The organism is Microbaculum marinum (assembly GCF_037855135.1).
Lineage (GTDB): Bacteria > Pseudomonadota > Alphaproteobacteria > Rhizobiales > Tepidamorphaceae > Microbaculum > Microbaculum marinum.
Window position 1 is genome coordinate 138681 of the sequence record NZ_JAZHOF010000009.1, and the last position, 17979, is coordinate 156659.

Here is a 17979-nt window from a genome sequence, read left to right on the forward strand (position 1 = left end):
TGGCCCGGGCGGGAACGAAACCCGGGACAATTCAGGACCGGGGCGTATCACAATGGGGGATTTCGACATGACAATCCGAGCGATTTTTCGCATCGCCGCAGAGTGTCTCGCGGCGGTGGCATTCATTGTTCTTGCGAGCCAGGTTCCGTCTGCCGCGACCGGTGGCATGACGCCGGTGCCCGAGGCAGCCAAGAGCACGCTGAAAGTCGTCAACCAGTGCAACTTCAAGGTCTGGCTGCAGCAGGAGAACATCGACGGCGCGCCGGAGCTGGTGAAGGTCGGCAAGGGCAAGAGCTATACCTACAAGATCGTGCCGCAGGGCGACCCCTCCACCATGGTCTGGGCCAAGAAGGGCTGCGACAAGAACGGCAACAACTGCAAGATCGGCCAGACCCGCGATCCCTGCCCGGCGAGCGGCTGCATGCCCGACTTCAACTCGCGCGTCGAGGCGACCTGGGGCTGCACCGGCCCCGGCTGCGACAACTCGGTGACCTACTACGACACGAGCCAGGTCGACGGCTACACGTTTCCGTTCCTGCTGCGGGCGAAGGGGTCGGTCGACAACGATGCCTGCGTCAACGTGAACTGCAACCGGTTCTCCAACTCGGCCTGCCCGCGCAAGGAGGATCTCAGCTCGAACGGCAAGTATCCCAAGTACAATAAGGTCGACCTGCGCGCACGCGATCCGCAGAGCGGCAAGGTCCTCGGCTGCTTCTCGCCCTGCGAGAAGATGACGGCGGGCAAGTCGGCCGGCGGCTACGGCTTCGCGGCCGACGATCCTCAGGCCATCCTCTATTGCTGCCCGAGCTTCGCCAATAATCCGCAGAAGACGGAAAAGGTGAAGCAGCGCTGCCTCGCCGGACCGGTGCCCGACAGCGACTATGTCAGTTTCGTCCACAAGGCCTGCCGCAAGCGGGCCTACGGTTGGGCCTACGACGACGTCAACGGCCTGCACGTCTGCGGCGGCACGACCCGGCTGGTCATGAAGGTCTGTCCGGACAACTGACCGGGCCGGCGGCTACCGCCACATCGCGCGCATGCGGGACCTGATGTCGACGCTCGCGCCGGACGGCGCGCGTCCGGCGGCTTCCTCGGAAACGGCCGGCCAGGCGCGCCGGTCGAAGTGGCCGAGCAGGGTGTCGGGAATGAACCGGGTGCGCGCCGCATAGACGTGGCGGTCGCCGCGGGCGGACTGGCCATGGACGTAGAAGCGCTGCGGCACGACCAGGTCGAGCCGGTCGCGGGCGCGCGTCATGGCGACGTAGAGCAGGCGCCGCTCCTCCTCGATCTCGTCGGTGCTTCCCATCGCCAGGTCCGAGGGAATGCAGCCGTCCACCGCGTTCAGCACGAAGACCGATTTCCACTCCTGGCCCTTCGCCGAATGGATGGTCGACAGGATCAGGTAGTCCTCGTCGAGCAGCGGCGCACCGGGGTCGTCGCTGGTTGCCGACGGCGGATCGAGCGTGAGCTCGGTGAGGAACCGCTCGCGCGACGGGTAGCCCGTGGCGATCTGGCAGAGCTGCACCAGATCTGCCATGCGGATCGAGCCGTCCTCGTAGAGCCTGTCGAGATGCGGCTCGTACCAGCGACGCACCGTGTCGAGCTCCGCCGGCCAGGTCGCCAGACCGGTTCGCAACCCGCGCATCAGGTCGACGAAGGCCTGCCAGTCCGCGGGCGCGACCCGTGCCGGCGCGGAGTCCTGCAGGACGCCGAGCATGTCCGCCGCCGCCGACAGCCCGTCCAGGACCCGGGCTGCGATCGCCGGGCCGATGCCCTGCATGAGTTGCATCACGCGAAAGCCGGAGACCCGGTCGCGCGGGTTCTCGGCGAAGCGCAGCGTCGCCAGCACGTCCTTGACGTGGGCGGCTTCCAGGAACTTCAGCCCGCCGAACTTGACGAAGGGGATGTTGCGCCGAGTGAGCTCGACCTCAAGCGGCCCGCTGTGATGGGAAGCCCGGAACAGGACGGCCTGGGCCTTCAGGTCGATCCCCGCCTCGCGAGTCTCCAGAACCTGGTCGGCAACGTAGCGGGCCTGGTCGTTCTCGTCGCGGACGCTCACCAGCGACGGCTGCTCGAAGCCCGCCCGGTCCGTCCACAGGTTCTTCGTGAAGCGCCGCTCGGCAAGCGAGATCACCGCGTTCGCCGCCGTCAGGATCGGCTGCGTCGAACGGTAGTTCCGCTCCAGCGTCACCATGGCGGCCGGCGGCGAGAAACGGTTCGGGAAATCGAGTATGTTCTTCACCTCCGCGGCCCGGAACGAATAGATCGACTGGGCGTCGTCGCCGACGACCGTCAGTCCCCGCCCTTCCGGCTTCAACCCGAGCAGGATCCCGGCCTGCAGGCTGTTGGTATCCTGGTACTCGTCGACCAGCACGTGATCGAAGCGGCCGCCGATCTCCGCGGCGAGCTCCGGCACCGCCATCATCTGCGCCCACCACAGCAGCAGGTCGTCATAGTCGAAGACGTTCTGAGACTGCTTGGCCTCGACATAACCGGCAAACAGCGCCCGCAGCTCATCGCCCCACATCGCGCACCAGGGAAACACCCCGGCCAGCACCTCCTCGAGGTCCGCCTGGGCGTTGACCACGCGCGAGTAGATGGCCAGGCACGTCCCCTTCGCCGGAAACCGGCGTTCGGTCTTCGACAGGCCCATCTCGTGGCGGACGAGATTCATCAGGTCGGCTGAATCGCTGCGGTCGTGAATGGTGAAGGACGGGTCCAGGCCGATCGGATGGGCATACTCCCGCAACAGCCGCGCCCCGATCCCGTGAAAGGTTCCCGCCCATTCCAGCCCGCCCATCAATGTGGCGGCATCGGGCCCCAGTGCCTTGCCGGCGATGTTCTCGGCCCGCCGGGTCATCTCGGCGGCGGCGCGACGGGTGAATGTCAGCAGCATGATGCGCCGGGGATCGGCACCGCGGACGATCAGGTGGGCGGCGCGATGTGCAAGCGTATTGGTCTTTCCGGAGCCGGCGCCGGCGATGACGAGCAGCGGACCGGCCGAGACACCCTGGCCCAGGCCGTGTTCCACCGCCCGGCGCTGCTCGGGATTGAGCGCTCCCAGATAGTCCGCCGGCGCGGCGACGGCCGAATCATTCGCAAGTGCCATGGAATCAGGAAGCACGTACACGGTCTGTTCCGCAATCGGCTTGGCACCCGGGATGCGACGCCGGCCCACGTGACGGCACCGATTGGACACCGACCGGGCACTGCCTCTTTGTTGTGCGCGTATGGACTCTTTTGGGCATTCCGGTCAGTTATCTTGCACCGGGCACGGTGGGATTCGCCCGGCACGACAGCAGGCGCAACGCTGACCGTCGTATGGCACGACGCTTGCTCGCCTGAGGGGGTTTGACGTGTGTGGCCGAGGGGAGTCCATCGCGACCCCCAGTCGTTCCGTCCGGAAGCGGATGGTCGCATGCGAATGTCGGGAATTCTCTAGCACGGGAGGACGTTTGTCATGACTTCACACCTGAAAGGCGCCGCGGCCGCCGCCGCGCTCTTGGTCGGGGTCGGCCTGGCCGGCCCGGCCGCCGCGCTCGACGAGGTCACCTTCGGCACCAACTGGCTCGCCCAGGCGGAACACGGCGGCTTCTACCAGGCCGTCGCCGACGGCACCTACGAGAAGTACGGCCTCGACGTGACGATCCGCCAGGGCGGACCGCAGGCCGGCAACCAGGCCCTGCTGATCGCCGGCAAGATCCAGTTCTACATGCAGGGCAACATGCTTTCGCCGTTCGACGCGGCAACTCAGGACATCCCGGTGATCGAAGTGGCGGCGATCTTCCAGAAGGAGCCGCAGGTCCTGCTCGCGCATCCCGACGCCGGCGTCGAAGAGTTCGAGGATCTCGCAAAGCTGCCGACGCTGTTCCTCTCGAAGGACGGGTTCACGTCCTATTTCCAGTGGATGAAATCGGCCTATCCGGGCTTCAGCGACGAGCAGTACAAGCCCTACACCTTCAATCCGGCGCCGTTCATCGCCGACAAGAACTCGGCTCAGCAGGGCTACGTCACCTCGGAGCCCTATGCGATCGAGAAGGAAGCCGGCTGGTCGCCCAAGGTCTTCCTGCTCGCCGACTACGGCTTCGACACCTACTCGACGCTGATCGAGGGCATGAAGGAATACGTCGAGGCCAACCCCGATATCACCAAGCGATTCGTCGAGGCCTCGATCATCGGCTGGTACAACTACCTGTACGGCGACAACAGCGCCGCCAACGACCTGATCAAGACCGACAACCCCGAAATGACCGACGAGCAGATCGCCTATTCGATCGCCAAGATGAAGGAGCACGGCATCGTCGATTCCGGGGACACCGAGACGATGGGCATCGGCTGCATGACCGACGAGCGCCAGAAGAGCTTCTACGACAAGATGGTCGCCGCCGGCGTCGTCGAGGCAGACATCGACTACAAGACGACCTACACGACGGAATACGTGTGCAAGGGACTGGGCCTTGACCTGAAGAAATAGCGCTCCGCCGCGGCGGGGCCTGCCGAAACGCACCGATGGCGGAACTGGTCCCGCCATCGGATCCGGAAAATTCCTGAGGCGAGCGTGCTCGCCGACGCCGGCTTCCTGGCGTTAAACGGAGGCGAAAATCTTGAATACCGCGATCGAACCCCTCGACCGGACGCCGCCCTCGCAGACATCGGCGGCGCAGCCGCTGGTCTCGCTTCGCGACATTTCGAAGGTCTTTTCCAACGGCACCGTCGCGCTGAAGGACATGTCGCTGGACATCGGTGCCGGCGAGTTCGTCAGCCTGCTGGGCCCGTCGGGCTGCGGCAAGTCCACCGTGCTTCGCATTATATCCGGGCTCGGCGAGCCGTCCTCGGGCGAGATCAGATGGGGCCACGCCACTCGCGACCGGCACGGCCACGAGGAGCACGGCATCGGCTTCGTCTTTCAGGAGCCGACCCTGATGCCTTGGGCGACGGTCTTCAAGAACGTTTGGCTTCCGCTGCGCCTCAAGGGCAAATCCAGACGCGCGGCGCGCCAGGAAGTCATGGAGGCGCTGGCGACGGTGGGGCTCGACGGCTTCGCCGACGCCTATCCCCGCGAGCTGTCGGGGGGCATGAAGATGCGGGTGTCGATCGCCCGCGCACTGGTGACGCGACCGAAGCTGTTGCTGATGGACGAACCCTTCGCCGCGCTCGACGAGATCACGCGCTTCAAGCTTAACAACGACCTGCTGCACCTGTGGGAGACCTTCGGCTGGACGGTGATCTTCGTCACCCACTCGGTTTTCGAATCCGTCTACCTGTCGAACCGGATCGTGGTAATGGCGTCGCGTCCGGGACGCGTCGTCGAGGACATCGCCATCGACGCGCCGTATCCCCGCGACGACGCATTCCGCACCTCCGTCGTCTACAACGAGCATTGCCGCCGGGCGTCCGAATCCCTGCACGCCGCGATGAACGCGCCCGCCGCGACGTGAAGGCCAGCCGATGACGACGATGGACCAGACATCGACGGATCCCGCCGAACTCGACGAAGAGGCCCGCCCGACCGCCGAGCCCGGCCGGTTCGGCGGGCGCATGCTGCGCGCGGTGGTACCGGCGATCATGCTGCTGCTGCTGGTTCTGGCCTGGGCCTGGTACGTCACGGCCTACGACGTGCCCCACTACATCCTGCCCAGTCCGCTGCGGGTCGCCGAGGCGATGGTGGAGGACTGGGGTATCCTGTTCCCGGCGCTGCTGGTGACTCTGGAAATCACCTTCAAGGCACTCGGACTGGCGCTCGTCGGCGGCGTCCTGCTGGCGATCCTGTTCACGCAGTCGAAGTGGATCGAGCTGGCCTTCTATCCCTATGCGGTGATCATGCAGGTCACGCCGATCGTGGCGATCGCGCCGCTGATCCTGATCTACACCGACACCACCCAGCAGGCGCTGCTGATCTGCGCGTGGATCGTCGCTTTCTTTCCGATCCTGTCGAATACCGCGCAGGGCCTGAAGAGCGTCGACCACAACCTGATCAACCTGTTCGAGTTGTACGGCGCCAACCGGTGGCAGTCGCTGATACTGCTGCGGCTTCCGGCCTCCCTGCCCTATCTGCTGGCGGGGTTGCGGATCGGCGGCGGGCTGGCCCTGATCGCCGCCGTCGTCGCCGAATTCGCCGCCGGCTCCGCCGGCGCCGGTTCGGGCCTGGCTTTCCGGCTGCTGGAATCCCAGTTTCGGCTTAACATCCCGCGCCTCTTCGCCGCGCTGATCCTGTTGTCGGTGACCGGCATCCTGATATTCTTCGCCACCAGCTACCTGTCCCACCTGCTTCTTCACAAGTGGCATGAAAGTGCCCTGAAGCGGGAGAACTAGACCAACAGACCCGCCAAACGCGACGAACGGAGTATCCGACCGTGCCCACCGGTTTTGCTCAGGTGCCTTCGGCCGGCCGCTACCGGATCGCCAATGCGGTCGTTCCAGCCGTACTGGTGGAGACGACGGCGCCGCTGCCGGCGGCGGGCGAGGGACTGGTCCTGATGGACATCGAGGTGGACGGGCCAGGTATCGCCGCCATCCGTGCGCCGGGCGCGGGCGATCCCGACCGCCCGTGTCTCGACATGAACCGCGGGATGGTCTGGCCGTGCTTCGTCGACATGCACACCCACATCGACAAGGGCCACATATGGCCGCGGCGATCGAATCCGGACGGCACCTTCATGGGTGCGCTGGAGTCCGTCCGCACCGACCGGGAGGCCAACTGGTCGGCAATCGACGTGACGCGCCGCATGGACTTCTCCCTGCGCTGCGCCTTCGCACACGGCACCGCGCTGCTGCGCACGCATCTCGATTCCATTGCCCCGCAGCACCGGATCTCATGGCCTGTCTTCGCCGAGATGCGCGAACGCTGGGCGGGCAGGATCGACCTGCAGGCGGTCTCGCTGTTCACCCTTGAGGAAGCCGCAGACACCGCCTTTCTCAGCGAGATCGCCGATGTCGTGCAGCACAACCGCGGGGTCCTCGGCTGCGTCACCTACATGGATCCGGAGCTCGACCGGATCCTCGACGCGCTCATGCGCGCCGCCGCCGACCGGGGCCTCGATCTCGACTTCCATACCGACGAGACGCAGGACCCGGAGGCCCGCTCGCTCGAACACATCGCCGAGGCGGCGCTGCGCAACGGTTTCCGGGGCCGCATCGTATGCGGGCACTGCTGTTCGCTGTCGCGCCAGGCCGACGACACCGCCCGCCGCATTGTCGACAAGGTCGCAAGGGCCGGACTGTCGATCGTCTCGCTGCCGCTCTGCAACATGTACCTGCAGGACCGGCACTACGGCCGCACCCCGCGCTCGCGCGGCATCACTATGCTGCACGAGTTGCGTGCCTCCGGCGTCGAGGTGGCCGTCGCCAGCGACAACACCCGCGATCCCTTCTACGCCTATGGCGATCTCGACATGATGGAGGTGTTCCGGGAATCGGTGCGGATCGGCCAGCTCGACCACCCGATCGACGCCGCCCCGGACCTGGTCGCGGCGGCCCCCGCCCGCATCCTCGGGCGTCCGGATCGCGGCGTCCTGCGCGCCGGCTCCCCGGCCGACCTTGTCCTGTTCAGGGGACGAAGCTGGACCGAACTGCTGGCCCGGCCGCAGAGCGACCGTACCGTGTTGCGCAACGGCCGCCCCATCGATACGACCGCACCCGACTACCGGGAACTCGACGACCTGTTCCCGCCGCCTGACGGATGGAGACCGGAATGATCGACGTCGCTGCGCTCAAGCAGGCCTTCGAAGGGCTCAAGGTCGAGGACAATCCGGCCTTGGTAAAGCAGAAGAGCCGCGACTTCTTCTGGTACAGCCCGATCCTGAAGCGACAGCTCGACGGCGTCACCGGTGACCTCGTGGTGACGGCGAAGAGCCAGGACGACGTCATCCGCGTGCTGAAGACCTGTTACGCGATGGATGTTCCCGTGACCGTGCGCGGCAGCGGCACGGGCAACTACGGCCAGGCGATGCCGCTATCGGGCGGCGTTATCCTCAATCTTGCGGAAATGAACCGCATCGTCGACATCGCGGCCGGCCGTCTGGTCTGCGAACCCGGCGCCATCCTGCACGACATCGACGTCGCCGCACGCGCGGACTCCGGGCAGGAGCTGCGCATGCATCCCTCCACCTACAAGACCGCCTCGATCGGCGGCTTCATCGGCGGCGGGTCCGGCGGCGTCGGATCGATCCGCTGGGGCGGTCTGCGCGACCTCGGCAACGTGCTCGGGCTGAAGGTCGTCACCATGGAGGAGACGCCGCGGGTCCTGGAACTCGACGGCTGGGACCTGCAGAAGGTCAGCCATGCCTACGGCACCAACGGCATCATCACCGAGGTCGAAGTGCCGCTGACGACGGCCTGCGACTGGGTCGACATGATCGTCGGCTTCGACGATTTCATGGATGCCGCGCGCTACGGCAACGACCTCGGCACCCATGACGGCCTGCTGCTGAAGCTGGTCACGCCGATCGCCGCGCCGATCCCGCACGACTATTTCCTGCGCCATCGCAAGTTCATTCCGGAAGGCAAGAGCGTCTGTCTCGTCATGGCGGCACCGCAGGCCGTCGATTCGCTGATCGCGTTCACGGAGCGCGGAAGGGGCGAGATTATTTTCCGGTCGGACACGGCCGAGGACCTGAAGGGGCTGCCGCCGGTCTACGAACTGGCATGGAACCATACGACGCTGCGCGCCCTTCGCGTCGACCCGCAGGTCACCTATCTGCAGGTGCTCTACCCGTTCCCCGACCAGCTCGAACTCGTCGAGGAGGTCCACGCCCGTTTCGGCGACGAGGTGATGGCCCACCTCGAATTCGTCCGGTTCGACGGGAACGTGACATGCTTCGGTCTGCCGATCGTCCGCTTCACCACCGAGGAACGGCTTGAGGAGATCATGCGCATCCACGAGGAGATGGGCTGTCCGATCTTCAATCCGCACCGCTACACGCTCGAGGAAGGCGGCATGAAGCAGACCGACGAGGTCCAGCTGGCGTTCAAGCGGGAGGCCGATCCGAAGGGCCTTCTCAACCCGGGCAAGATGATCGCCTGGGAGCATCCGGAATTCGACTACGCCGGGAGCAAGACCTACCTGTTCCCCGGGCTCCAGCGGGCCGGCTGAGCCGAGTCGTAGTCAGATGCGCGCCCACGTTCTGTACGCCCACCCCGTCGAGACCAGCTACTGCGCCGCCCTGCATTCCAGGGTGGTGGACCAGCTTGCGGCGGCCGGCCACGAGGTCGACGACTTCGATCTCTACGCCGCCGGTTTCGAGCCGCTTCTGTCGCGTGCCGAACGGCTCGCCTACCACGACATTCCTGACAACCGGCAGACGGTTTCCGACTGCGTCGACCGGTTGCTCGCGGCCGAAGCGCTCATCCTTGTGTTTCCCGTCTGGAACTTCGGCTTTCCCGCGATCCTGAAGGGCTATTTCGACCGAGTCTTCCTGCCCGGCGTCTCGTTCAGGATGGAAGACGGGGTGGTCCAGCCCAATCTCGACAACCTGCGGCGGATCGTCGCCGTCACCACCTATGGCGGCACCCGGCTTCGGGCCTGGATGATGGGCGATCCGCCACGGCGCCTCGTCAAGCGCTTGCTCAACGTCACGGCCCCGAATGCGAGGGTCAGCTACCACGCGCTGTATGACATGAACCGTGCCGACGACCGGAGGCGGTCGGCCTTTCTGGACCGGGCCGGTCACGCCATGAGAACGATCTGATGCGTGTACTGCTGGTCTACTGCCATCCGTGCGAGGAAAGTTTCAACCGCGCGGTCCGCGATACCGCGCTCGCCGCTCTCGACGACAACGGCCACGAGGTCCGGCTGCTCGACCTCTACGCCATCGGGTTCGACCCCACCATGAGCCCGGAGGAGCGCCGAGGCTATCACACGCCAAAGGCCAACGAACTGCCGGTTTCCGAGCATCTTGCTCTGGTGAGATGGGCGGAGGCCCTGGTCTTCGTCTATCCGACGTGGTGGTTCGGACTGCCCGCGATGCTGAAGGGCTGGTGCGACCGTGTCTTCGTGCCCCATGCGACGTTCGTCATGCCGGACAGTTCCCACCCGATGGGGCCGCAGCTGACCAATATCCGGCAGATCGCGGTGATCACCACCTGCGGTGCAACCTGGTGGATGTCCAAGTTCGTCGGCGAACCTGGCCGCAGGACAATTTTGAGGGGTATCAGGTGGTTATGCCACCCCAAGTGCAAAACCCACTACTTGGCCCACTACAAGATGGACACTTCGACGCCTGCCTCACGCGCGCGTTTTCTGAGCAAGGTTGAAGGCTTACCGCGACTTATCGCTTGAATTGTCCTGTTTTGGAAGTAGTGTTGGCCCCTTCACTGCCCAATTGGCAATTGTCAACTCAGGGAGTTGGGGGACTCTCTATATGAAAAAATGGTACGAAGATTCAGTCGGACTGCATCTTACGCGTGCAGCTCGGCTACACAGGGCTCGCGCCCATTCGATGCTTGGCGAGATCGGGATCCATCCCGGTCAGGAAAACGTCCTGCAGGTTCTGCTTGAAGACGACGGCCAGCCGATGACCCGGCTCGCCACGGCCCTGAAGGTCAAGCCGCCCACCGTCACCAAGATGGTGTCGCGGATGGCTGCCCAGGGTCTCGTCAGGCGCATCGCGTCGGAAACCGACGCCCGCAGCGCCCGCGTGTTTCTGACCGACGATGGCCGCGCCCGCGGCATCGAGCTCAAGAAGCGCTGGAAGCGGCTCGAGCAGATGACGATGAGCCGGATACCCGAAAAGGACCGGCGCAAGCTCGTGAAGCTCCTGATGTCGGTGGAAGCCTCGCTCGCCAATGAGAGCGAAGACGATCTGCCGGTCAATGGCTCCGAGATCGAGCTGTTCGACGAGGAAAACGCGGCTTAGCCGACGCCCTCGCCTTCGGTAACCGGATCGATTGCCAGCCATGACGAATGGCGGTAGATCGATCCCGGTTGCTTGGAGGGAGGTTTCATCGTGCTGAAAACGGTCCCGTCGTTCGGGCGGATCGGAGAGGAAAATGCGTTCGCGGTGCTGGCCCGGGCGACGGAGTTGGCCCAGTCCGGCCGCGACGTCATCAATCTCGGCATAGGCCAGCCGGATTTTCGCACGCCGGACCATATCGTGGCGGCGGCCGAGAAGGCGTTGCGCGACGGCCATCACGGCTATACGCCGGCGAACGGCATCCTGCCGCTGCGCGAAGCGGTCTGTTCCGATCTCGCGCGGCGCCTCGGGGTCGAGGTCGACCCGGGGTCGGTCCTGATCGTGCCGGGCGGCAAGGTCACCATGTTCATGGCGATCCTGATGTTCGGCGAGCCGGGAGCTGACATCCTCTATCCCGACCCGGGCTTCCCGATCTATCGCTCGATGATCGAGTTCACCGGCGCCCGCCCTGTCCCGGTGCCGATCCGAGAGGTCAACGATTTCGCCTTCTCGGCGGAAGAGACCCTGTCCCTGATCACTCCGCAGACCCGGCTGCTGATCCTCAACAGTCCCGCCAACCCGACCGGCGGCGTGACGCCGAGAGAGGAAATCGACAAGCTGGTTGCGGGCCTCGCGAACCATCCCGACGTGGCGGTCATGTCCGACGAGATCTACGGGCAGATGACCTATGACGGCCTCGAGCACCGCAGCCTGCTCGCCTATCCCGAGATCCGCGACCGGCTCATCCTTCTCGATGGCTGGTCGAAGACCTATGCCATGACCGGCTGGCGGATGGGCTATTCGGTCTGGCCGAAGCCGCTCTACGATCTCGCCCGCAAGCTCGCGGTCAATTCCTATTCCTGCGTCAATGCCGCGGCCCAGTACGCCGGTATCGCCGCCCTGGAGGGGCCGCAGGACGCGGTCCGCGAGATGGTCGAGGAGTTTGATCGCCGCAGGGCCGTGGTCGTCGAAGGCCTGAACGGCCTGCCCGGCATCAGTTGCCGAACCCCCAAGGGGGCCTTCTACGCCTTCCCGAACGTGACCGAGACCGGCTGGCCCGCCAAGAAGCTGGCGTCGACCCTTCTGGAGGATGCAGGGGTGGCCGTCATCGGCGGTCCCGATTTCGGCATCCTCGGCGAGGGCTACATCCGGCTGTCATACGCCAATTCGACGGAGAACATCCGCCGCGCCATCGACCGGATGGGTGAGTTCCTGAGCGCCAAAGCCGCCTGAACCTGCGGGAGCCGACGGACCGATCCGCGATCGGCCTGGTGGACCGCGCCACCCGCACCGCCCCTTGACAGCACCGTTATTTCCAAATGAACATAACGCCGCGATCCTGATCCAGGGGAAGGGCCATGCGCAAGACCTACAGCCTGCTCGTTGCCGGGCTCGCCCTGTTGGCAGGCGCCGGCATCGCGGCGGCGGAGCCTGTAACCGTCTTCGGCGCGGCAAGCGTAACGGATGCCCTCGAGGAGATCGGCGACATCTATGCCGAGCGGGGCGGCGAGGTGCAGTTCTCGTTTGCATCCTCCTCCACGCTGGCGCGACAGATCGAGGCCGGGGCGCCGGCCGCCGTCTTCATCTCCGCAAGCGAGAGCTGGATGGACTACCTCGCCGAGCGCGATCTCATCAACGCTGCCTCGCGCACCAGCCCGATCGGCAACCGCCTCGTTCTGATCGCCCCGTCGGACAGCGCGCTGACGAGTGTCGAAATCGGCGAAGACACAGACATTGCGGCTCTGCTGGGCGCCGACCAGCGTCTTGCCGTGGGCGATCCGGAGCACGTGCCCGCAGGCATCTATGCGCGGCAGGCCCTCGAGACGCTCGGTCAGTGGGACGCGACCGAGGCCCGCCTCGCCCGCGCCGACAACGTCCGCGCCGCGCTGGCGCTGGTCGAGACCGGCGAGGCGCCGCTGGGCATCGTCTACGCCACCGATGCCGCGGCAACCGACAAGGTGAAGGTGGTCGGAACCTTCCCCCGCACCAGCCACGAGCCGATCACCTACGCCTTCGCCCTGATCAAGGGTGCCGAAAGCCCGGAAGTCCAGGCACTCTACGCATTCCTCACCGGCCCGCAGGCCATTGCGGTGTTCGCCAGATACGGGTTTGCCGCCGACTAGGCGGCCCGGCCTTCCCGACATGTGGACCCTGAGCGAGGCGGAACTCACGGCGCTCCTGCTGAGCCTCAGGATCTCCGCCGTTGCCGTCCTCGCGGCACTGCCCTTTGCGGTCGCCGCCGCATTCGTCCTCGCGCGATACCGGTTCCCCGGCCGGGCGCTGCTCGACGTCCTCGTTCACATGCCGCTGGTGCTGCCGCCGGTGGTGATGGGCTATCTGCTGCTGATCACGCTCGGCACCCGTGCGCCGCTCGGAGCCTTCCTCCACGAGACCTTCGGCATCCGCTTCGTGTTCTCCTGGACCGGCGCCGCGCTGGCCGCGGCGATCGTCACCTTTCCGTTCCAGGTCCGCGCCATCCGGCTGTCTCTCGAGGTCATCGATTCCGGCATCGAGACGGCGTCGGAAACACTGGGAGCCGGCCCGATCGACCGGTTCTTCACGATAACGCTGCCGCTCGCCCTGCCCGGCCTGGTCGCCGGCGCGATCACCGCCTTTGCGGCAAGCCTCGGCGAGTTCGGGGCCATCATCACCTTCGTCTCCAACATTCCCGGCGAAACACGTACCCTGCCGCTGGCGATCTACACGGCAATCCAGACGCCGGGCGGCGAGACCGCCGCGGCACGCCTCGTGGTGCTGTCGATCTGCCTGGCGCTGGCCGGGCTGCTCCTGTCGGAGATCGCGGCGCGCCGCATCCGGGCAATGGCGGAAGGATGAGCATCACGGTTTCCTTCCGGCACCGGTTCGCCGGGTTCGATCTGGACGTCGAGTTCGAGCCGTCGTCCCGTGGCATCGTCGCCCTGTTCGGGCCGTCCGGCGCCGGGAAGTCGACCACCGTCAACGCCATCGCCGGGCTGCTGCGCCCCGCCCAGGGCCGTATCGTCTTCGGCGACAGGGTGCTGCTCGACACCGACAGGGGAATCTTCGTGCCGCCGAGGAAGCGGCGCATCGGCTATGTCTTCCAGGACGCCCGCCTGTTCCCGCACATGAGCGTGCGCGACAACCTGCTCTACGGCTGGCGCCGCTCGGCCAACCGGCCGCCGAAGCAGGAGATCGACCGGGTGATCGGTCTTCTGGGCCTGGACACTCTGCTTCAGCGACGGCCGCGATTCCTGTCGGGCGGCGAGAAGAGCCGGGTGGCGCTCGGCCGGGCACTGCTGTGCGGCCCCGACCTGCTGCTGCTCGACGAGCCGCTCGCCAATCTCGACCAGGCGCGACGCAACGAGATCCTGCCCTACCTGGAACGCCTGCGCGAAGAGATGACCGTGCCGATGGTCTATGTCAGCCATTCCATCGACGAGGTGACCCGGCTGTCCGACACGATCGTCGTGCTGAACGGGGGCAAGGTCGTTGCCGCCGGCGAGGTCGGCGACATCATGACCCGCCTCGACCTGTTTCCCATCACCGGCCGCTTCGAGGCCGGCGCGGTCATTGACGCGACGGTCGCCGGACACGACGGGGAATTCGGCCTCACCACGCTGGCCGTCGACGGAGCACGGCTCGTGGTGCCCGAACTCTCGGCGCGGGAGGGAAGCCAGGTGCGTGTGCGCATTCGCGCACGCGACGTCATCATCGCCCTGAGCGCACCCGTCGATACCAGCGCCAACAACATACTGCCGGCGACGATCACCGACATTCGCTTCGATCCCGGGCCCTACGCGGACGTGCTTCTGCACGCCGCGGGGACGCCGCTGCTCGCACGCGTCACCCGGTCCTCGATAGCGCGCCTCGGCCTCGCCTCCGGGACGGCGGTCTTTGCCGTGATCAAGGCGATCAACGTCGAGCCGCGCGGGAGATCCGGGCAGAGATAGCGGTCGGCCGTTCCCTCAGGCCGGCGGACCGAGCTTGTTGCTCAGGGCGTCGAGATCTTCCGCGACGGCCGTCCCCGCGCTGTCCTCCATGCGCCGGTAGGCTTCGAGCACCGTCTCGCCGAGCGCCGTCAGGTGCGCTCCGCCGCCTTTCCTGCCGCCGGTCTCGGCGGTCACCAGCGGATCGGCGAACCAGCGGTTCATTTCGTCGACCAGCGACCAGGCCCGCTTGTAGCTCATCTGCATGGCGCGGCCGGCCGCCGAGATCGAGCCGGTTTCGCGGATGCCGTCGAGCAGGTCCGCCTTGCCGGGGCCGAGCGCCACGCCCGGCGCCAGCACCACGCGCAGCCTCACGCCCGTCGTCTTGTTGCCTGCCTTCATCGCCGGGGATCATCGGCCCGCGCCGGCGCTTTGCCAAGCGACGGAGGCGATCGGCGTTCCAGAATTGCCCGCGTTGCGATCTTCTCTACCTCGACGACCAGGAACAGGCCCGCCCCGGCAGCCGCCACGAGGCTCCAGTCGGACCACGTCAGGGCCTGCACCGCAAACAGCATCTGCAAGGGCGGCAGGTAGGTCAGGGCGAGTTGCAGGACCACCACCGCGGCGATCGCGATCAGCACGGCGCGGCTGGCGAGCAGCGCGCGCCGCGACAGGACGGAGCCGAGTATGCTCCGGCTGTTGAGGACGTATGCCGCCTCGCAGGCGACGATCACGTTCACCGCCACGCTGCGGGCGTGGTCGAGCCCGCTGGCTGCCTGCACGTGGAGAAACAGCGTGAAGACCAGGACCGTCATCTGGGCCGAGACGTAGAGCGTCCGCCAGATCAGGTAGATGCCGATGATCGGCTCACGGGGAGAGCGTGGGGGCCGCCGCATGATGTCCGGTTCGGCCGGCTCGAAGGCCAGCGCCAGCGCCAGCGTCACCGTGGTCACCATGTTGATCCAGAGGATCTGGATCGGGGTGATCGGCAGCGCCAGCCCCGCCAGGATCGCCCCGATCACGATCATCGCCTCGCCGCCGTTGGTCGGCAGGATGAAAGCGATGGACTTGCGGATGTTCTCGTAGACGGTCCGCCCCTCCTCAACCGCCCGGGCGATCGAGGCGAAGTTGTCGTCGGCGAGGACGATCTGGGCGGCCTCCTTTGCGGCTTCCGACCCCTTGATGCCCATGGCGATGCCGATATCGGCGCGCTTCAGCGCCGGCGCGTCGTTCACCCCGTCCCCGGTCATGGCGACGATCTCGCCGCGGTGCTGCAGCGCCTCCACGAGTCGCAGCTTGTGTTCGGGGCTGGTGCGCGCGAAGACGTCGATCCGGGCGGCGCGGTCCGCCAGTTCGGCCGGGTCCAGGATCTCGAAATCGCGGCCCGTCATGACGTCTTCCGTCGACAGGCCGAAGCTGGCGGCGATCGAACGGGCGGTTTCCGGATGATCGCCGGTGATCATCTTGATGCGGATGCCGGCGGCGCGGCAGTCGGCGACGGCCGCCATCGCCTCCGGTCGCGGCGGATCGGTCAGGCCCACCAGGCCGATGAGGGTCAGCCCCTCCTCCAGGTCGGCAGGCTCTATCCGGGCGATATCCTGGTGCACGGCCCGCGTCGCCACCGCGATCACGCGTTCGCCGGCGGCCGTCATGTCCTCGAGCCGCCGGTGCCACAGCGCGAGATCGATCCGCTCGTCGCGAACCGCCCCGGCATCGGCCACCGACTGCCGGTCGCACAGGGCGATCAGGCTCTCCGGGGCGCCCTTCACATAGATCACGCCACCCGTCGGCCCGCGATGCAGCGTCGCCATCAGCCGGCTCTCGGAGTCGAACGGGATGACATCGAGCCGCGGCAGCGCCGGGCAATCGCGTTCGGGCTCGATCCCCGCCTTCGCGGCCAACGCAAGCAACGCGCCTTCCATCGGGTCGCCCTCGACGTGCCAGGTGTCGTGGTCACACCGCAGCCGCGCCTCCGAGCACAGGCAGGCCGCCCGCGCGAGTTCGACAAGGACCGGCTCGCCGGAGGAATCGACCGGTTCGCCGTCCAGCACCACGGCTCCGTGCGGAGCATAGCCGGTTCCGGTGATTCCGAAGCGGGTGTCTGCGGTCGCCACCTCCTCGACCACCATCTCGTTGCGGGTCAGGGTGCCGGTCTTGTCGGAGCAGATCACGGTGACGGATCCGAGCGCCTCCACCGCCGGCAGCCGCCTGACGATCGCGTTGCGCCGCGCCATCTGCTCGACGCCGAGCGCCATCGCGATCGTCAGGATCGCAGGCAGCCCCTCCGGCACCGCCGCAACGACGAGACCGACGGTTGCCAGGAACATCTCGCCCGCCGAGTAGTCGCGGGCCAACACGCCGAACAGGAAGACGGCCGCACCCGTGGCCAGGATCAGGACGGTCAGCATGCGGCCGAACCGGTCCATCCGCGCAATCAGCGGCGTCACCATCGGCGCGACGGCCTCGATGAGCTTGCCGATGCGGCCCACCTCGGTGCGGGTTCCCGTTCCCACCACGACGCCGGAGGCCGTGCCGCGGGTCACCAGGGTCCCCGAATAGGCCATGTCGAGGCGGTCGGCGATTTCCGCGCCCGCCGCGACCGTCGCCGACTGCTTGGCGACCGGAAGCGACTCTCCCGTCAGCACCGCCTCGTCCACCTGCAACCCCTTGACGTGGATCAGGCGCAGGTCGGCGGGCACCCGGTCTCCAGACTCGAGCAGGACGATGTCGCCCGGGACGAGTTCGGCCGCGTCGACAGTCCGGCGCTTGCCCTCGCGCAGCACCGAGGCGTGCGGCGACAGCATCGCGCGGATCGCCTCCAGCGCCGATTCGGCCCGACCCTCCTGAACGAACCCGACGAGCGCGTTGACGGTCACCACGGCCAGGATCACCATCGAATCGGTCAGGTGACCGATTGCGGCGGTGATGGCGGCCGCCCCGATCAGCACGTAGATCAGCGTGTTGTGAAACTGGGCCAGCAGACGGCCGAGCGGGTGCCGGGCCCCCGCCGGCGGCAGGCGGTTGGGACCGAACCGCCCGATCCGCCGCTCAGCCTCCGCGCCTCCCAGGCCGTCGTGACCGGACGACAGGTCGCGCAGGACATCCTCGGCGGCCATCGCATGCCATGCCGGTGCCGCATCGGGCCGCATGTCGCCCGGCATCGAGGCGTCGCTCATCGGTTCCAC

General features: G+C 66.8%; 16 protein-coding genes. 13 read left to right on the forward strand and 3 right to left on the reverse strand.

The window, feature by feature from the left end:
• The first annotated feature begins 67 nt into the window (after window positions 1-67).
• A complete protein-coding gene (locus V3328_RS20720; protein ID WP_340331621.1) occupies window positions 68-1006 on the forward strand; it encodes a glycoside hydrolase 64/thaumatin family protein in 939 nt (312 codons plus the stop codon).
• Window positions 1007-1018: 12 nt separating this feature from the next.
• Here V3328_RS20720 and V3328_RS20725 read toward each other — a convergent pair whose 3' ends face one another.
• Window positions 1019-3109 (reverse strand): ATP-dependent helicase, encoded by a 2091-nt coding sequence (locus V3328_RS20725; protein ID WP_340331622.1) that lies wholly within the window; start codon window positions 3107-3109, stop codon window positions 1019-1021.
• A 351-nt stretch (window positions 3110-3460) separates the two neighbouring features.
• Between V3328_RS20725 and V3328_RS20730 the strand changes: the two genes are divergently transcribed.
• The 12 genes from V3328_RS20730 (at window position 3461) to modC (ending at window position 14818) form a co-directional block, all read left to right on the forward strand.
• The gene (locus tag V3328_RS20730) at window positions 3461-4474 is read left to right on the forward strand and encodes an ABC transporter substrate-binding protein (RefSeq protein WP_340331623.1); all 1014 of its coding nucleotides are present in this window, start codon (window positions 3461-3463) and stop codon (window positions 4472-4474) included.
• 130 nt (window positions 4475-4604) lie between these two features.
• Window positions 4605-5438 carry an ABC transporter ATP-binding protein gene (locus tag V3328_RS20735; RefSeq protein ID WP_378759101.1) on the forward strand — a complete coding sequence of 278 codons (834 nt, stop codon included), beginning with the start codon at window positions 4605-4607 and terminating at the stop codon, window positions 5436-5438.
• Between the two features lie 10 nt (window positions 5439-5448).
• Entirely contained in the window at window positions 5449-6312 is an 864-nt protein-coding gene (locus tag V3328_RS20740) for an ABC transporter permease (protein ID WP_340331624.1), read from the forward strand.
• Window positions 6313-6353: 41 nt separating this feature from the next.
• On the forward strand, window positions 6354-7694 hold the full coding sequence (locus V3328_RS20745; protein WP_340331625.1) for a cytosine deaminase: 1341 nt from the start codon (window positions 6354-6356) through the stop codon (window positions 7692-7694).
• Window positions 7694-9091 (forward strand): FAD-binding oxidoreductase, encoded by a 1398-nt coding sequence (locus tag V3328_RS20750; protein WP_340331723.1) that lies wholly within the window; start codon window positions 7694-7696, stop codon window positions 9089-9091. The genes V3328_RS20745 and V3328_RS20750 overlap by 1 nt, the downstream gene beginning before the upstream one ends.
• 16 nt (window positions 9092-9107) lie before the next feature.
• Window positions 9108-9686, forward strand: a complete 579-nt coding sequence (locus V3328_RS20755) for an NAD(P)H-dependent oxidoreductase (protein WP_340331626.1) — start codon at window positions 9108-9110, stop codon at window positions 9684-9686.
• Complete coding sequence (locus V3328_RS20760; RefSeq protein ID WP_340331627.1) at window positions 9686-10276, forward strand: NAD(P)H-dependent oxidoreductase; 591 nt, start codon at window positions 9686-9688, stop codon at window positions 10274-10276. Before V3328_RS20755 ends, V3328_RS20760 begins: the two co-directional genes overlap by 1 nt.
• Window positions 10277-10436: 160 nt before the next feature.
• On the forward strand, window positions 10437-10853 hold the full coding sequence (locus tag V3328_RS20765) for a MarR family winged helix-turn-helix transcriptional regulator (RefSeq protein WP_340331628.1): 417 nt from the start codon (window positions 10437-10439) through the stop codon (window positions 10851-10853).
• Window positions 10854-10943: 90 nt separating this feature from the next.
• A complete protein-coding gene (locus tag V3328_RS20770) occupies window positions 10944-12122 on the forward strand; it encodes a pyridoxal phosphate-dependent aminotransferase (RefSeq protein ID WP_340331629.1) in 1179 nt (392 codons plus the stop codon).
• A gap of 125 nt (window positions 12123-12247) precedes the next feature.
• A complete protein-coding gene (gene modA / locus V3328_RS20775; RefSeq protein WP_340331630.1) occupies window positions 12248-13012 on the forward strand; it encodes a molybdate ABC transporter substrate-binding protein in 765 nt (254 codons plus the stop codon).
• 19 nt (window positions 13013-13031) lie between these two features.
• Window positions 13032-13724 carry a molybdate ABC transporter permease subunit gene (gene modB / locus V3328_RS20780; RefSeq protein WP_340331631.1) on the forward strand — a complete coding sequence of 231 codons (693 nt, stop codon included), beginning with the start codon at window positions 13032-13034 and terminating at the stop codon, window positions 13722-13724.
• Window positions 13721-14818: a molybdenum ABC transporter ATP-binding protein gene (gene modC, locus V3328_RS20785; protein WP_340331632.1), complete on the forward strand. Its 1098-nt coding sequence runs from the start codon at window positions 13721-13723 to the stop codon at window positions 14816-14818. The genes modB and modC overlap by 4 nt, the downstream gene beginning before the upstream one ends.
• A gap of 15 nt (window positions 14819-14833) precedes the next feature.
• Here the strand turns inward: modC and V3328_RS20790 are convergent, their stop codons facing one another.
• On the reverse strand, window positions 14834-15196 hold the full coding sequence (locus V3328_RS20790; RefSeq protein ID WP_340331633.1) for a winged helix-turn-helix domain-containing protein: 363 nt from the start codon (window positions 15194-15196) through the stop codon (window positions 14834-14836).
• Entirely contained in the window at window positions 15193-17970 is a 2778-nt protein-coding gene (locus V3328_RS20795) for an HAD-IC family P-type ATPase (protein ID WP_340331634.1), read from the reverse strand. The genes V3328_RS20790 and V3328_RS20795 overlap by 4 nt, the downstream gene beginning before the upstream one ends.
• Window positions 17971-17979: the final 9 nt, after the last annotated feature.

Coding starts and splice junctions, on each gene's coding strand:
- modA (WP_340331630.1), top strand. CDS start 12,248: ATGCGCAAGACCTACAGCCTGCTCGTTGCCGGGCTCGCCCTGTTGGCA.
- V3328_RS20730 (WP_340331623.1), top strand. CDS start 3,461: ATGACTTCACACCTGAAAGGCGCCGCGGCCGCCGCCGCGCTCTTGGTC.
- V3328_RS20720 (WP_340331621.1), top strand. CDS start 68: ATGACAATCCGAGCGATTTTTCGCATCGCCGCAGAGTGTCTCGCGGCG.
- V3328_RS20755 (WP_340331626.1), top strand. CDS start 9,108: ATGCGCGCCCACGTTCTGTACGCCCACCCCGTCGAGACCAGCTACTGC.
- V3328_RS20760 (WP_340331627.1), top strand. CDS start 9,686: ATGCGTGTACTGCTGGTCTACTGCCATCCGTGCGAGGAAAGTTTCAAC.
- modB (WP_340331631.1), top strand. CDS start 13,032: ATGTGGACCCTGAGCGAGGCGGAACTCACGGCGCTCCTGCTGAGCCTC.
- V3328_RS20740 (WP_340331624.1), top strand. CDS start 5,449: ATGACGACGATGGACCAGACATCGACGGATCCCGCCGAACTCGACGAA.
- V3328_RS20725 (WP_340331622.1), bottom strand. CDS start 3,109: ATGGCACTTGCGAATGATTCGGCCGTCGCCGCGCCGGCGGACTATCTG.
- V3328_RS20765 (WP_340331628.1), top strand. CDS start 10,437: ATGCTTGGCGAGATCGGGATCCATCCCGGTCAGGAAAACGTCCTGCAG.
- V3328_RS20795 (WP_340331634.1), bottom strand. CDS start 17,970: ATGAGCGACGCCTCGATGCCGGGCGACATGCGGCCCGATGCGGCACCG.
- V3328_RS20790 (WP_340331633.1), bottom strand. CDS start 15,196: ATGAAGGCAGGCAACAAGACGACGGGCGTGAGGCTGCGCGTGGTGCTG.
- modC (WP_340331632.1), top strand. CDS start 13,721: ATGAGCATCACGGTTTCCTTCCGGCACCGGTTCGCCGGGTTCGATCTG.